Annotated in this window: 14 protein-coding genes; all 14 read right to left on the reverse strand. The window is 33.1% G+C overall.

What is annotated here, in order from left to right:
• Positions 1-482: 482 nt before the first annotated feature.
• The 14 genes from AC23P2_RS25155 to gmd all read right to left on the reverse strand — a co-directional run bounded on the left by AC23P2_RS25155 (position 483) and on the right by gmd (position 15,730).
• The gene (locus tag AC23P2_RS25155; RefSeq protein ID WP_487775747.1) at positions 483-1,007 is read right to left on the reverse strand and encodes a DapH/DapD/GlmU-related protein; all 525 of its coding nucleotides are present in this window, start codon (positions 1,005-1,007) and stop codon (positions 483-485) included.
• A complete protein-coding gene (locus tag AC23P2_RS25160) occupies positions 982-2,103 on the reverse strand; it encodes a glycosyltransferase family 4 protein (RefSeq protein ID WP_487775748.1) in 1,122 nt (373 codons plus the stop codon). Before AC23P2_RS25160 ends, AC23P2_RS25155 begins: the two co-directional genes overlap by 26 nt.
• 15 nt (positions 2,104-2,118) lie before the next feature.
• The gene (locus AC23P2_RS25165) at positions 2,119-3,291 is read right to left on the reverse strand and encodes a glycosyltransferase (protein ID WP_487775749.1); all 1,173 of its coding nucleotides are present in this window, start codon (positions 3,289-3,291) and stop codon (positions 2,119-2,121) included.
• A 3-nt stretch (positions 3,292-3,294) separates the two neighbouring features.
• Entirely contained in the window at positions 3,295-4,125 is an 831-nt protein-coding gene (locus AC23P2_RS25170; protein ID WP_487775750.1) for a glycosyltransferase family 2 protein, read from the reverse strand.
• A 1,037-nt stretch (positions 4,126-5,162) separates the two neighbouring features.
• Positions 5,163-6,167 (reverse strand): hypothetical protein, encoded by a 1,005-nt coding sequence (locus AC23P2_RS25175; RefSeq protein ID WP_487775751.1) that lies wholly within the window; start codon positions 6,165-6,167, stop codon positions 5,163-5,165.
• Positions 6,168-6,522: 355 nt separating this feature from the next.
• A complete protein-coding gene (locus AC23P2_RS25180) occupies positions 6,523-6,975 on the reverse strand; it encodes an IS110 family transposase (RefSeq protein WP_487775752.1) in 453 nt (150 codons plus the stop codon).
• A gap of 335 nt (positions 6,976-7,310) precedes the next feature.
• On the reverse strand, positions 7,311-7,478 hold the full coding sequence (locus AC23P2_RS25185; RefSeq protein WP_487775760.1) for a transposase: 168 nt from the start codon (positions 7,476-7,478) through the stop codon (positions 7,311-7,313).
• Positions 7,479-7,795: 317 nt separating this feature from the next.
• Positions 7,796-9,334 carry a hypothetical protein gene (locus AC23P2_RS25190; RefSeq protein ID WP_487775753.1) on the reverse strand — a complete coding sequence of 513 codons (1,539 nt, stop codon included), beginning with the start codon at positions 9,332-9,334 and terminating at the stop codon, positions 7,796-7,798.
• Positions 9,324-10,430, reverse strand: coding sequence for a glycosyltransferase family 4 protein (locus AC23P2_RS25195; RefSeq protein WP_487775754.1), 1,107 nt, complete (start codon positions 10,428-10,430; stop codon positions 9,324-9,326). Before AC23P2_RS25195 ends, AC23P2_RS25190 begins: the two co-directional genes overlap by 11 nt.
• Before the next feature lies 1 nt (position 10,431).
• On the reverse strand, positions 10,432-11,751 hold the full coding sequence (locus AC23P2_RS25200) for a hypothetical protein (RefSeq protein WP_487775755.1): 1,320 nt from the start codon (positions 11,749-11,751) through the stop codon (positions 10,432-10,434).
• Positions 11,752-12,354 carry an acyltransferase gene (locus AC23P2_RS25205; protein WP_487775756.1) on the reverse strand — a complete coding sequence of 201 codons (603 nt, stop codon included), beginning with the start codon at positions 12,352-12,354 and terminating at the stop codon, positions 11,752-11,754.
• 53 nt (positions 12,355-12,407) lie between these two features.
• Entirely contained in the window at positions 12,408-13,403 is a 996-nt protein-coding gene (locus tag AC23P2_RS25210) for a mannose-1-phosphate guanylyltransferase (protein ID WP_487775757.1), read from the reverse strand.
• 355 nt (positions 13,404-13,758) lie between these two features.
• The gene (locus tag AC23P2_RS25215) at positions 13,759-14,259 is read right to left on the reverse strand and encodes a UpxY family transcription antiterminator (protein WP_487775758.1); all 501 of its coding nucleotides are present in this window, start codon (positions 14,257-14,259) and stop codon (positions 13,759-13,761) included.
• Between the two features lie 325 nt (positions 14,260-14,584).
• Positions 14,585-15,730, reverse strand: coding sequence for a GDP-mannose 4,6-dehydratase (gene gmd, locus AC23P2_RS25220; protein WP_487775759.1), 1,146 nt, complete (start codon positions 15,728-15,730; stop codon positions 14,585-14,587).
• Positions 15,731-15,862: the final 132 nt, after the last annotated feature.

Below are 15,862 nucleotides of genomic sequence, written 5' to 3' on the forward strand. Positions count from 1 at the left end.
TAATTCGTTTTTTAAATGTTTCATCCTGGCCATCAATAATTATAATATCATATTTATCTGAATTCTTATCAAAGGATTTAAGGTAATCACTTTGTTCAAAATTTTTACCATTTTTAAAATCATAAAACTCATACATTATTTCAACATTTTCAACTCCATTATTTAACAACTTTTCTCTAACTATTTCTAACCATGATAGATTATCTTCTACAGAAACTATCGAGTTTGATAATTTTGAATACCTTAAAGTTGAACCACCAGTACCAAATTCAAAAATATTTTTATTCTCTACAATTGTATCTACAAACTCAATTGCCTTATATGACCACCAAGGAAAATTTAAGTCAATAGGCGATTTTATGATAGATAGTTATACTTAATACATGGAAAATTATACTTTGGCTTTTTTAATAAATTCAACAATATTTTTTCAATCATTGAGTATTTAAAAGTATCATACTTATTAATTCAAGTTAAGATGGTTATCTACAAGGGTTCCCTTTAACAATAAGATTATCATTAATATTTTTTGTCACTACACTACATGCTCCAATTATTACATTATCGCCGACTGAAATACCAGGTAAAATAAAAGCTCTTGCACCAATAAAAGCATTTTTTCCTATAATCACAGGCTTTGTAATAAGGTTTTTTTCAGGCATATTAAAGGCATGAGTACCAGTACATATATAAGCCTCTTGAGCTATGGTAGCATATTCATTAATTATTACTAATCCTAATGAATAGATATTAGTTCTGTCACCTATACATGCTTTATTATGCAATATAATATTCCAAGGTATTTGAATTCTTGCTCTTTGATGAACGAATGGTTTCCCATAAATTTTAGCACCAAAAACCTTTAAAACAACAATTCTCCATTTATTAAAAGGTTTAGGTGTCCATGAGCACAATAATGCCCAAGTTATTTCCCAAGTTATTTGTTTAATTTTATGGGATAATGGCCAAGGGCTTTTAAATCTATTTGTTTGATAATGAATTTTCATACAAGTCAACAAATTGCTTAGTTATTTTATTTATAGAATGTGAATCATTTACTTCTGTTGCTTTTTTTGACAGATTATCAAAAAATACTCTATCTTGAATTAGTTTTTTTATTTGAATAGACAAATTAACTTCTTTTTGTTTTTCTCTATGATTAAATATTAAACCATTATAATTATGTTGTATAAAATCTTTAAAACAAGATAAATCCGAAACCACTGGAACACACCCGTAAGACATAGCTTCTAAAGGTGCTAGACCAAATGTTTCACCTATTTCAGAAATAGATGGGTAAATAAATATTTTACTTTCTAAATACTCATTAGCTAGTTCTTCTAAATTATATATCCCCCCTCTAAAGTAAATATTGGGCATTGAATTACATAAATTTTTCAAATATTTTAGATAACTTTCGCCACTCCCCCCATTAGTAATATCATGAGAACCTACAATATGCAGCTCATAATTCTCTAAATTCAATATTTTAAAAGCATTTATCATAATATCAATACCCTTTTCTTTATGAATTCTTCCCACATAGAGTATTTTGTTAGATTTTAATTTATTTGTATCTTTCTTTACAACTGAGTATGGTAAAGGGTTAGGTATATGTACAATTTTACTGTAATAATCATAACTTAATTCTCGTTTTATTGCAGATACTACTGAACTAGAATTCCCCCTTATATATTTAGATTTAATATAGAGTTTTATTTGACCTTTCGGCATACGTGCAACATCAACAAGTAATTTTTTTTTAATTGACTTACTCGCTATTATTGGAAAAAAAAAAGTATTTGAAATTATAATATCAGATTCAACACTTACTTTTTTTAATGCTAAAACTGTATAAATAAAGTCATAAATTTTTAATAATATTTGATATTTAGTAAAACAAAAACCTTTCACTCGTTCAATTAAAATTCCAGAAACAATTTCAGATTTAATTGGTGTCAAAGGGTGATTTTTGCAAATAATCGTTACGTCATGCCCCTGTCTAACCATCTCTTTGGCCATTGCAAACCACCTTTTCTCTACTGCACCTCCATTTATAGGAGGGATTGGAAAAAAAGCCCCTAAAATAATTGTAACTCTCATTATTAACAGTTTAATTTATTGTCCAGTAAAAACGTCAACAAATTTTTTAGCAACTTCTACAATTGAAAAATGTTTTGTATAGGTAAAATAGGCATTGTTTCCCATAGCTGCTTTTTGTTCTCTTGTTAGTGAAATCCATTGAATAATTTGTTGTTTAACCCCTTCAATATTATCAGTTGAAATTATCCCTCCTTGTTCTCTTTCGATTTCTTTCCAAATATTTACTTGATTTGAAATTAAAACAGGTTTTTTTAAAGCCATAGCTTCAACTACCGCAATTCCAAAATTTTCTTGGTGACTGGGCAGAATAAAAGCTTCACACCCATAAAATGCACCCCATTTTGCGTCTCCTTGTAACATACCTACAAAATGGATATTGGAGTCATTTTGTGCCAACTTCAATATTTGTTTCCCGTAAAATGTATCTAAACCAGGTCCTGCAATCACTAAATCAGGTAAGTTTAAACCTTTATTTTTAAGCTGCAAATATGCTGTTAATAATAAATCTAGCCCTTTCTTTTCATGGATACGTCCCAAAAAAAGCAAGTAGGAAAAACCTTGCACTTTTGGGCATTGCATGTAAAAGGCATATTCTATAGCAAAAAACCATTCTGGGGGAGGTTGTACACCAAAACCTACATTTAATACCCGTTTAGGTATATAAGGTTGAAAAGGCTCTTTAGCAAGTCTCAATTCTTCTTCACATGTAAACAAAATCCCATTAGCTCCGTTAATCACATGTTTTTCAATTAACTTCCAGTATCCCCAATTTCTAATGGCTTTTAGTTTACGGCTTTTTGCCCTTTGAAACCAAGGGTCTAACATTCCATGCGGCATTACGTACATTTTGGGAGTACGTTCCCCCTTCTTTTGAAGATTTTTTAAAGCTTTGTACACGGCATAACTATGGTAAAGCCATAGCCCATGTACGATTACCACATCAAAATTCACCAGATGATTAATTAGCCAAGACATTAACCTAGGATGATAGTGCCAAGCATTATTTACTTCACCTAAAGCATGAACAGGACAAGGTGATTCCTTAATAAAAGTAGCATCTTCTGCGTCTAAACAAGTCACTACATTGCTCACTCCTAAAGTCTTTAGTTCTGGAATTACATTTCTAATAGCTTGCCCTGGCCCACCTTTTATAGGATTTAAACTAGATATTACATGAAGAACTTTCATTTATTAAGAATACTTGTTTTTAAATAAAAACTTATTAACTTTATCTGGAACAATATTAATAAAATGTAGGAAAAACCAATAAAATACTGCATTAAATAAACCGTAATGTTTTTTCCTAAAATAAAAGTTGATTAATGGTGGGTTCCCTAACGGCGAATATAGATTTACAAATCGTCCAAATATGTTTGAATTATTTAGACGCAATCTACTTATTGAATTATGCGTCCCTGAAGCAACTGCTAATCTTGTAGATAAAATAGGAATATTGATTTTTATTGCTCGTAAGCCATAATCTACATCTCCTAAATCATGATGAAAAAAAGGGTCTAGATTGCCTAGTTTTTGATAAACATACTTAGGAATAAGTACCAAATTACCGTTCATGTGATATAAAGGCAACATTGTCCCACTAGGTTTTACAAGCTGTTTCTTTTGATCAGTACCACAATATAAAACATTCATTTTACTCTCATCTTCAACAACCCCTGAAATGATACCTTGGTGATTACATATTAAAGAACAAGCCATCAACTCATCTAGGGCATTGTTATATAAAACTATATCATCATTAATCCATAAATAAAAATCGTAGTTCTTTGGTGCAGCATATTGCCAAGCTAAATGCATACCTCTGTTCCAAAATAGGTTACCACTACCGAAAATCAAATTAACTTGTGGAAAATGCTCTTTTACCATTTTAGAAGTGCCATCGGAAGAACCATCATCCACTAGATATATATCGACGTCCTGCAATATGTTAAACAAAGAATTCAAGCAATTGAATGTTTTCTCTTTTCTATTAAAACAAGTTAATAATGCAGCTTTTTTGTTCATTTATATTAAATTGTATTTTTCAGGTTTATTAATTCAATATTACTCATTACAAAACAAGAACCAAAGCAAAATAATTCAATATACAATATATTTGGAGTTAAAATCAATATAGTATAAAGCATTTGGTTATGTATATCAAAAAAAACAAAAATCCTCCTACAATCGATTACCTATGGTGTTTATTCTTCAATAATTTTGTAAAAAAAGTGTGATTTCTTTTACGAAATTATTTTTATTTAACAAATAAAATATTTTCTCTAAAAAATAAATATCTCTAAAGAAATACTTTTAAAAAGCACTTGCAGTTCATTAATATTTTTTACATGTTTAGTAAATAATATTATATACTTTTTTGTAAATACATATAAATATTATAAAATGGCAAGCCGTAAATATTATATATACAGTTTAATTATTCTTAGTTATATGAACAACCATTTAAGAATAAATACAACACTAAAAATGACATATACAATAAGCTTTGTTGCATGGATACTCAATAAGTATGAAATACAATAGATTTTAAAATATGTAGAACAGATAATGGGGTTAAATTACCCCAAATAACCTGCCTTGACTGGAAAAATCCTCGTTTGTTAGAGCTATGCCTTGTAAAGTTTCTATGTTATCCTAACTATACAAGAAAGCCTGTACATTAAAAAACAAATTACCCAAAATTAGCTATCAAGTAAGGTAAAAGCATAGTTTTAGATTTTACCACTCTATCAAATCTACATTTCATATAATTTGTGTAATATATTTATAATTTTTTAAATTCAAAAAGCTACAACTATTAAAATATTATATTTTAACAATCTCTAAACAGCTAAAAATTATCGTAACTGTTTAGGTGCTCTTTTTATTAAAAAGTATAACAAAAAAACAAATACCTAATTAGAATAGTACAAATTTCAACAAAAGTAAGTCTTAAAAATTCAGAAAATGCGATATTTTTAAGCCCTTCGCTAACAACTACAATAGCAAATATCTGATTTTCTGTGTTTTACATTTCAATGGAATACCTAAACAGTTACAAATTACCAATATGTTGCATTATCAATTTTATGAGCTTCTTTTGGAGTGTCTTCTTTAAGAGGCCTTATCCAGTACTCATTATATAAAGAACTATATGGTACATTCATAAGCCCAGCGTATTTTGAATATTGTTTTTTCCCATAATCTGGATCATCCCATCTTTTTCCTTTTATTCCAAATAACAACTGTAATCCCCCACCAAGGTGAATAGCATTTTTATTTAATTTATTTTTAATAAAAGCTGCAAGTGGCAGCCCGTAAGCACCACAGCCTAATAAACAAATATCAAAGTCAATTTTGCTAATTTGAACTTCCATATATTGTAGAGCTTCAGACCAATTTTTAAAACCACATTCCATATCAGCTGCAGATTGAACAGGCTTCATAGTAATTAAATTAAAGTCAGGAAGAATATTTGAGTTTTCAAATAATAGTTTCCTGCGTTGGTATTGAAATTGTATTGTCGATTCAAAAGGATGTATAACCAATACTTTCTTATTTTTCAAGTAAATAGTCCAAGGATTTGAGACAAAAAATGGATAAAGTGTTTCTAAATGAGTTCTAATTATGTCTTTTTTTAGTGGAATAAATTTTTCATAATACTGAAATGAACCTAATATATCAATCATTGGAACATCTTGGATGTAACGTTGAGAGAATTGAATAGCAGTCTGTTTATTTGGAGGAAAAACACCAGAATAAACACTCAAGTATTTAAAGTTTTCAGTTTGCCACCAAGGCAAATGTGTGTTATCCGAAATATATTTTAAAATTTTTTTAAAAACATTATCATTACTAATTATAGTAAGGTAATTATTTAGAGTTATCAACTCAGTAGTCCCAAATCTAGATATCATTATTGGAAAAGAATCAATTAATAAACTATATATTATTTCGTTCGCTTTTTCCCTACTTATTTCTAACGATTTTAGTGAACTAAAATCGTTTTTATTTACTAATCTATAGAGCTTTCTAATTATTTTTAATATTATAGTGAGTGCTTTCATTAAAGGATATATGTTGAAAAATTTAATAGAAAAATTAAGGGTGAGTAAAACTTGCGCTTACAGAATAACCATACTACAAATATATTTACACTTACAATCAAAAAATATAAAATTTTTAAACATAAAAATACCTATATTAGCAAAATACGCATTTACTCACCATAAAAATCAGTAAATACATTTTTAATATTATAAAAAATCTTATTTTAATAGGTTTCTTTGTATTGAATTTATACTTAGAATGGGTTTTATTGCATTATTAATTTGGTCTATTTTCTAGTTATTTTAAGTCTATTTCTAGTCTTTTTAGTGTCTTTTGATAGACCTTTATTGACCTCACAAGACTGCCGCTCACTCAATCTAAACAAATTTGACTCACTTTTACTAATCTGTCACAAAGGCAAAGTAAATTATCTAATTGGTCAATGATAGCCCTTGTAGGCACATAAAGTTTGATTTCGTCGCGGTTCTCATAAGCGTAACATGCAATTCGTTGAGCGTCCACTACATCGTTTTTGCATTTAACACCACCCATAGAATGTTTGATTTGGCTACCTGATTCCAACCAAATTAAGGCTTTACACCTCAGTAAATATTTCAATAGCTGAGTATCATAAATTCCAGTGGGCTCCATACAGAAAATGGCGGATGCAATCTTCAACTTTCGTCGTATGATTAGTACTACTTTGGTTATGCCCATGACGTCGTTGCCTGAGACCAGTTCTAAGATAATCTTATTGGCACTGCAAACAGCCCAATTCAAGCTTTCTTTGGAGCCGTCGATACCAATAAAATACTGCACTTCCATGATGAGTGATATTAAGAGTTTGTGTAGTTTTACAAACTGTTGTTGAGATTTTATCCTTAATCACTACGCAACGGGACGCCCTGCTTGACTAATGAGTTCTACACAAGCGGCTCCTTAAAGTGCCTATATCCTGCTCAACAACTGAAAAGTAAACTTACCAGTTTCTTGGTTTTACTTAATAACACAAATCTAAAGAAGGCGCCTTCTCCGTATACTTTAAGCCCTGGCGAATTAACCACTACATATAAGCATTGTGGGTTATCGTTTTGCAGTCAATTGTTAACTAAGCTAGACTTGTCTACGGCACAATTAACTATAACTCGGTATTTGTAAGTTCATTCCCATCTTCCTATCAACTCTATTAGACTTGTTAATAGACCATGTGTTTGTCGAAAAGCTAAGCCCAAAATGTATTTAAGTTGTAAGTCACATTCAATGAGGGCATCGCTGTAACGATAGACTTTCCCACGACGGCGTTGACCGCTGCAATACCAATTTTGCAGCGTCTGTTAGTCAAGCAAAAGTTGGAGGCGGCCTCATTGAATTAATGCTTGGTTGTAATCAGGCTAATTAGTAAGCCAATAGCGTTTCTCAACGTTTAAACTTGATTTTTAGCGCTTTTTAGGCGCATTTTCACCATTTTAGGAGTAAAAATTGTATTTTAGGCAAACACTGGTTCTCATTGTGATTTTTACTTTGATGGTTTGGCAATCTCAAAGTTAACAGTGCTTTGTACTTTTAAGCAATTTTAAGGGTTGTTTATGCGACAAAGTCCTCATCAACTATCACTAATAGGGCATCAGTACCTTTTAAAAAACAACTATTTCATTTTTATAAACTTCTTAGAAATGTATAGACCAACCAAATAAAAAAAAATAGACTCAAAGAAACCTCTAATAATATACCTTAATTCGGTATGAAAGTTATGCCCAGGTGAGGTCAGATAAAAAACAAAAAATAGATTAATAAACGCCCACAAAGAAAAAACGATTTCTCCCTTTACAATATCTGTAGTTGAGTCAAGTAGAAAGAATATTATGAAAAATAAAAATGAAACTATAATTAAATACCAATATCCAAACATTGCCAATCCCAGCCCTTGTATTGATCCAATTTTAAAATTTCCAAGTCCACTTACATCATTTACTGCTAAAGAATATAAATAATCGGTTTCGCTGTAGCCAATTATTTTTTTTCTCTCACTTTCAGAAATACCTAAAAAATAACATATTCTTGCTGGTAGAATCATTAATATTTGCAACGAATAATTATTTAACATTTTTTCATTATTGAACCCTATTTTTTTTGAATAATAAATAGTTTCATCTATTGTTTTAACACTACAAAAACGAGAAAGTAAGCTATTGTCAATATATCTTTCATCCCATGTATTTGCGCTTATTACGTTTTTATTTTCATTCATTTTTTTATACTTGTCTAACAATTCTTTATTATTATAAACATCTAAAGTTTTATTTAACATTTCAATTCCAGACATATTAGTTTTTTCGGATCTTGAAATAACTATCGCACGTGATATATCTTCAAAAAGTACAATTCCTATCAAAACAACTGCTATTAACCAAGTGCGTACTTTTATCGATGGTTTATCTAAAAGATACAAAAAAAAAGCACATATGAATATATGAATAATGTAACTAATTGATGTTGTTCTAACATTTGCGGCAATTCCTACAAAAAAAATTATTGTTGAAATAGAAATTACAATCCAAATGCTGCTCTTACTTTTTGATTTATTTAATTTAAAATAGGGTAGTATCAGAGATGATGATGCAACTGTAAATGCTTTAAAAAAACCAAACATTTCAAACACAAAATGTTTTTTAATAACAACTTCGTCATTATGCCATTTGCCATAAATTAAAATATCTAAAGACGAAATTGTTAACCCTAAAATTGATAGTACAATAATTTCTCTGTTACTTAAAACCCTGAAAAACTGGGTATTTTTAAGAATACTTCTCAATTTATTATTTAAAATTACTCTCTTATATAACCCAAAAGTGGATGTGAGACAAACATTTAAAGCAAGAATATGAAAAAAAGTATCAAGTGAATTTTTAAGGTTAAAATTCACAGGCTTTAACTCAATAAGTGTTGCTGGAACAGGAAGTATAATATAGAAAAAAGTATAGCCTATTAATAAAAAAGTTGGTAGGGGATAATATTTTACATTATGCTTTGTGAATACAAATTTGTAAGAAAAAAACCATGATATAGATATGAATAAAATTATTGCTAAAACATCAAAACTAAAATAAAAAACAAGCTCAATGGTGCACGAAAATACAAGTAACTTGGTTATATTTTCTTTTAATATTACAATATTATATTTCATTGAATATTTTATTTATAATATGGTTATACCTTTCTCCATAGGCTTTCCAAGTAAGATTTATAATATCATCACCTACATAGTTTCTTAAACCGATTTGTGTATCAGCTAATTGTATAGCTTCATTTATACTACACCTAATTTTATTTGGGTCGGCTTTATCAAATTCTATAATCCAGCGTTTATCAGTTAGAAAGTTTTGCAACTCATTTCCTCCAGTATCCTTTGAACATACAATAGGTAAGCCGCATGCCATAGCTTGAACTTGAACCATTGCTAATCCCTCTGTTCTGGAGGGTAGTAAAAAAATTTTTGCCATTTTGTAAAAATCAATTAATTTTTTTTGTTCAACAGGCTCATAATGTATCATATTTTCTTCTTTTGGGAATGGCAAATCGACTACTGGGCCCACATGTAGAAACCTTAAAGTGCTATTTTTAAAAACGTCACAAATTAAATCGCACCCTTTTCTAAAACTCCATCCTCCTACCATTATTACGTCATAAACATCAGTAGCACTAATTTCTGTAGGTTTAAATACCGAAAAATCAACTCCATAAGGATTCATTAGTAGTTTATTACTGCAAAATCCATGTTTTTGAAAACTTTCTTTTACATGTTTAGAAGGAATGGAAATATAATCAACAGAATTATAACCTGTTATGCTTCTGTTCACAAAGTAATCATTCAAATCTATACTATTTCCAATAGCTTTATTTTCTTCAACAATATGTTTACTACCCCATTCCAAAATAGTTATCGCTTTAAATTTTTTTTTTGCGACAGTAAACGATTTTTCATAAACAGTGCCTAACCCAATATAAACATCACAAGGACGCATAAACCATGACAACCAATAATCTAATATTAAATTTTTAATCTTGATAGACCAACTTGTACTTTTACTTAATTTTACTAATACCAAAAAAGGAATCATTAAATAAAAAAGTGATACAGAATTTTTTTTTTTCAGCCCATACATCATAGCTCTTTTTGTAGGAACATATGAATAAAAACAAACATCATGTCCTTGATATTCAAGCTCTCTAGCTAAATCAAGCAAATGAAATCGATGAGATGCAGCTATATTTATTCGCATTTTAAATCAAATTTTTGTTTTGAATTATTATAAGGTTTTTAAAACCAAATATTTTTATTTTATTTAGCAAATATACGCTCATTATGATGTCAAAAAATAAACACCCAACTACAACTCCCAATAAATCTATAAAATTAGACAAAACACAAGAAATAATAACACTCAATATTGAGAAAATAAATCCTGACACAGTCACTATATATGGTTTGTTTAATGCTTCAAAAATAAAAGAAAATGTAAACCATGTAGCATAAAATGGAATTCCAACTATAAAAAAAATCCAAATATTTTGTGATACGTCTAAGCTATTTTTCGTCCACCATTGATATACTTGTTTACCAAACAATGACAAACTAATAACAAATCCAATAGCCATTAACAGATTTATAAATAAAACTCGTACAAATATTTTTCTAGCATTATCATAATTTTTTGCTCCTATTTCAAATTGAAAATCGGGATATACAGCTGTAATAGTCATCCCAAATGCCTGAGCCGATGAACGAACCAATGTTCGTAGTGTATTAAATACAGTAACTGCAACAGCTCCTAGGGTAATCCGTATCACAAAAGTCATTCCTTGATAATATATTGCTTGCCAAATTGGGGATAAAAAATAACCAAAGCCTTTTTTCAACAGCGGCTTGATAAGTGCTTTGTCTATTATTCCATTGTAATTTCTGTTTAGCCCTAATATTTTTCGTCCCCAAATTATATAGATGGGGTTAAATATCAACACTACCATGAAAGTTCCCCAAGCATAGTGAAGGCCTCGCCCACCTGAAATCAATACTATTAACCCCATCAAAATATTACATAACGCAATACATGTCAGGAAATTAATACTTATACTTGCCTTCCTTGCAGATCTAAAATGTGCTTCAAATAGTGCATTATAAAAGTTTAATATTCTCGTCAAAAGAAGTATCATTAAAATTGAAATAGCCTCATAACTAGGAATAATTAACTTGTCAAATGTTCCAAAATATTTTAATATAAAAATTATTGTAAGTGACAAAAATATTGCTCCTACTACTACAAAATTCAAAATGTATATCCCTGTTCTAGCTATATTTGCCGCACCTTGTTTATCACCAGAAGCATATGTTAATAAAAAGCTATTAGCAGCCGCTGTTCCAAAACCAAAATCAGCTAATGCTAGTGAAGCAGGTACAATTGTCAACGTCAGCCACTCGCCATAATAAGCAGCTCCCCAATATTTTATAAAAAACGGAACTAACAATAATTGTTCTGCAACCTTTATTCCTTTTTGAAACAAGGCAGCAATACCATTTTTTAAAATTCTTTTTTTTAAAGACACTTAGATTTTATTTTTTCTTACACTTAAATACTTTATAAAATCCCCTCCTAGCATTGATTCAACTACCAAATCTGAATGGATAGATTTTCTCTTACGAATTTCTGTTGCTGGATTTCCCGACATGACTGACATTTCATTAATATTTTTTACTACTACACTTCCACTGCCTATTACAGCTCCCTTACCAATTTTTTGGCATGATGGTAGTACCAAAACTTTTGTAGGTATCCACACATAATCTTCAATTGTTATACCATAATATTTATGTTCCCATTCTGATGAGTCAATGTTATGAGAAGTAGTAATTATTTCTGTATTATTACCTATGATAACATTATTTCCAATAGTCACAGGACTTCTTAAGTCAATTAAATGTGTTTGTATTGAAGTATTGTTTCCAATAATTAAGTTTTTATTAGATTTTTTTGCCAGTAACATTGGCAATACAACATTTTCTCCAATAATCGCCCCTTTTTTTCTAGCAACTTTTCGAGCTCGTTCATGCTTTAAAAATTGAAAAAAACGAGGTATTAGCCCAAGATAGAATCGAAATAAACTTCTATCTTGTATATTTTTTTCATATAGAGTTCTTAAACCAATCATCACAAAGTAAAAATTTTGTACTCATATTTTTTATTACAATACGTAATATTTTATTACTGTTTATTTCTTCTCTCCAAACTTTCTTGTAGTTTTTTTACATTTTGAGATTCTTGCTTTTGCATTACCAATATCGCATCTTCTGTTTCTACTATGACTAATTCATCTACTCCTACTAATTCCACCCGTTTTTGACTCGTTTGCATCACCATGTTATTCCCTTTAAAATGGTGTGTATGGCCTTGGGCTTCAAAATAGTCCCACAGCGCCTCGTAGGAGCCTAAGTCGTACCACTCAAAGGTTGCAGGTACTACTTTGATGCGTTGCGAGCGCTCCATCACGGCGTAGTCGATGCTTTTGGAGGGGATGGCCAAGGTTTCAAAGGAAGGAATAAATCCCCCTTGCTGCTTTTGCCAGGCGCGCTGGGCGGCGGCGTACAGCTCAGGTTCGTACTGGGCGAGTTCTTCCAAAAATATCCCCGCTTTAAAACAAAACATCCCGCTGTTCCAAAGAAACCTCCCTGATTCCAGAAATTGGGTCGCGGTGTGTGCGTCTGGTTTTTCGCGGAAGCTGCTCACTTCGTTGCCGTCGTACTCAATGTAACCGTAGCCCGTTTCTGGTTTGTGGGGTGTAATGCCAAACGTCACCAAATAATCGTTTTTAGCCCACTGAAAAGCGCTTTTAAAGGCGTTAGAATACGCTTTCTCGTTGGAGATGATGTGGTCGGAGGGCGTCACCAACAAAATGGCCTCAGGAGCCACGGAAAAGGCCGCAAATGCAATGGCCGCTGCGGTATTGCGCGGGGCGGCTTCCACGATTTCGGTGTAGTCCGTCAGTCCAATCAACTCAAGCTCGTTGCGGCTCAATTGGTAGTTGTCTTTATTGCCCACTACAATCACCTGCTCACAAAAGGGGCGATTGCGTTCTACGGTATGGCAAAACAGCGTTTTGTCGTCAAACAACGGCAAATATTGCTTCGGACGTTCTTTGGTCGATAAGGGCCAAAGACGGCTGCCTACTCCTCCTGATAGTACTACGTGGATGATGGACATATTTTTGAACCTCCTTAGGGTGGGGTTATCTCAATAGCTTCAACGGAGCTAAATACCCCCACAACGTATCTAACGTACACACCTGCCACCGTGGATTAGGTTGATAATCATGCGAAGAAGGTGTAATTATAAAATTATAGAACTACCCAGCAAAAGAGTGTTCTTTCTATCATTATTCAAGTAAATCTTAAATGAGATTTCAAATTTACTTGAATAATTTGATTTTTTGTTATTGATACTGCTTTTGAACCCCACCCCTGCCCTCCCCTGTTAGGGAGGGAGTTGTTTGGTTTGTGTTTTTTCCTGTGGAAAATTAAAAGTTCTGTTTTTTCTTGAGAAAAAACCAGTTCCCTCCCTAAGAGGGGAGGGCTAGGGTGGGGTTGACAGTCGTTTTCGTCAAGTCCACCTTCAACACCATTCCCAGCGAGTCCAATTGAATCGTTAACACCGAGCCCTGCTGACCTACTATCTCACCCGTAGCATTGGCAAAAGCACCTGAACTGATGGTAACGGGCGTGTTGAGCTCGTAGCGCTCCACTTTAATGGCTTGGTGGTCGTAAGTCCCCAGCATTCGCTCAATCGTATCAATCTCCGAATCGCGCACGATAGCAGGTTTTTTGAGCCAAAACAAATAGCGCACCACGCCAGGCACATCAAATACCTTACTGCGTTCGTGTTCTTCGAGTCGGACAAAACAATAAGACCGAAAAAGTGGTTCTTCTACTGTCTTGATACGGTCTGACCATTTTCGTTTGGTTTTGAGCATGGGGCAATACACCTCAATTCCTTTTTCAGTTAGTCTTTCCGCCACCAGCTTCTCGTTTCGAGACTTTGTATAGAGTACAAACCAAGGCATATTTTTGAGTGTCGAGTGTTTAAATGCAAATTGTCGAATAAAATACCTTTGCCCTGCGGGCCAAACTCTCCCCCTCTACTAAAAGGAGAGGGGGGCAGGGGGGTGAGGTTACTAACGCCATAATATATACGTAATCAAACATACCTCTCCCATCTAACTCAAAAACACCTTTCGAGTTACTATGTTTTTTACGGCTTCGCCCTTTCAGTCCCGGTTGGACTTAGCTTGCGGTCATGATATGTACGAGGGGAAATTACGTTGAGTAATATAGAGCCCTTCGTTGTTAGCTCTTTCTACTAATAATGGTTAGTGAGTAAAAAGAGAATTATTCATAATAGTTCAGGACGTTAAATCCTTCTTCGAGTAAAAGTTTATCTTTTTGAAACAAACGCAAGTCAGACATCGCCATATCAGCAATGAGCATGTCGAGCGTGTGTTTCGGCGTCCAGCCTAGTTTTTCCTTTGCTTTGGTCGGATCGCCAATCAGTAATTCTACTTCAGTGGGGCGGTAGTAGCGAGGATCAATTTTCACTACCACGGTGCCAAGTGCCAAGTGATTGCCCAAAGCAATGCCCAATTCGTCGAGACGTGCTGCGTCAACAGCACTTATGGTGCCAATTTCGTTTTCGTTTTCACCCGTAAAGTCGAGCGTAATCCCCAAAAAGGCAAAAGTCTTACGAATAAAATCCCGTACGCGGGTGGTTACGCCCGTAGCCACCACATAATCCTCGGGCGTTTCTTGTTGTAAAATGAGGTACATAGCCTCCACGTAATCTTTGGCGTGGCCCCAATCGCGCTGGGCGTCCAAATTCCCCATGTACAATGCATCTTGTAGCCCCATGGCTATTTTTGCCGCCGCCCGCGTCACTTTACGCGTCACGAAGGTTTCGCCGCGCAGGGGAGATTCGTGGTTAAACAAAATCCCGTTGCAGGCATACATCCCGTAAGCTTCACGGTAGTTGACCGTGATCCAATACGCGTACATTTTGGCGACTGCGTAGGGCGAACGAGGGTAAAATGGTGTGGATTCGGACTGTGGTATGGCTTGTACCAACCCGTATAGTTCGGAGGTAGAAGCTTGGTAAATTTTGGTTTTGTGGGATAATCCCAACAAGCGCACGGCCTCTAAAATCCGCAGAGTACCAATGCCATCGGCGTTTGCGGTGTATTCGGGTTCGTCGAAACTTACTTTGACGTGGCTCATGGCCGCAAGGTTGTAAATTTCGTCAGGTTGTACTTCTTGAATGATACGAGTCAAATTCATCGAATCGGTCAAGTCGCCGTAGTGCAAAATAAACCGAGGGTTTTCTACGTGCGGGTCTTCGTACAGGTGATCGATTCGTTCGGTATTAAAGAGGGAACTCCGCCGCTTGATACCATGAACGGTATAGCCTTTCGCCAAGAGTAATTCGCTCAGGTAAGCGCCGTCTTGGCCTGTGACTCCCGTTATTATTGCTACTTTGTTCGTCATAATCGTTGGTGTGTGAGTTCACGGTTTGCTTACTTCTACTAGTTTCGCACTGCTAATACTAAACTCATATCAAGTTGACGTATATTTGTATAATGAAAAACTATGTAGAGCTCATAAGTGAAAGCGAGGCAG

The sequence above is a fragment of the Runella sp. R0.1_18 genome, assembly GCF_057652155.1.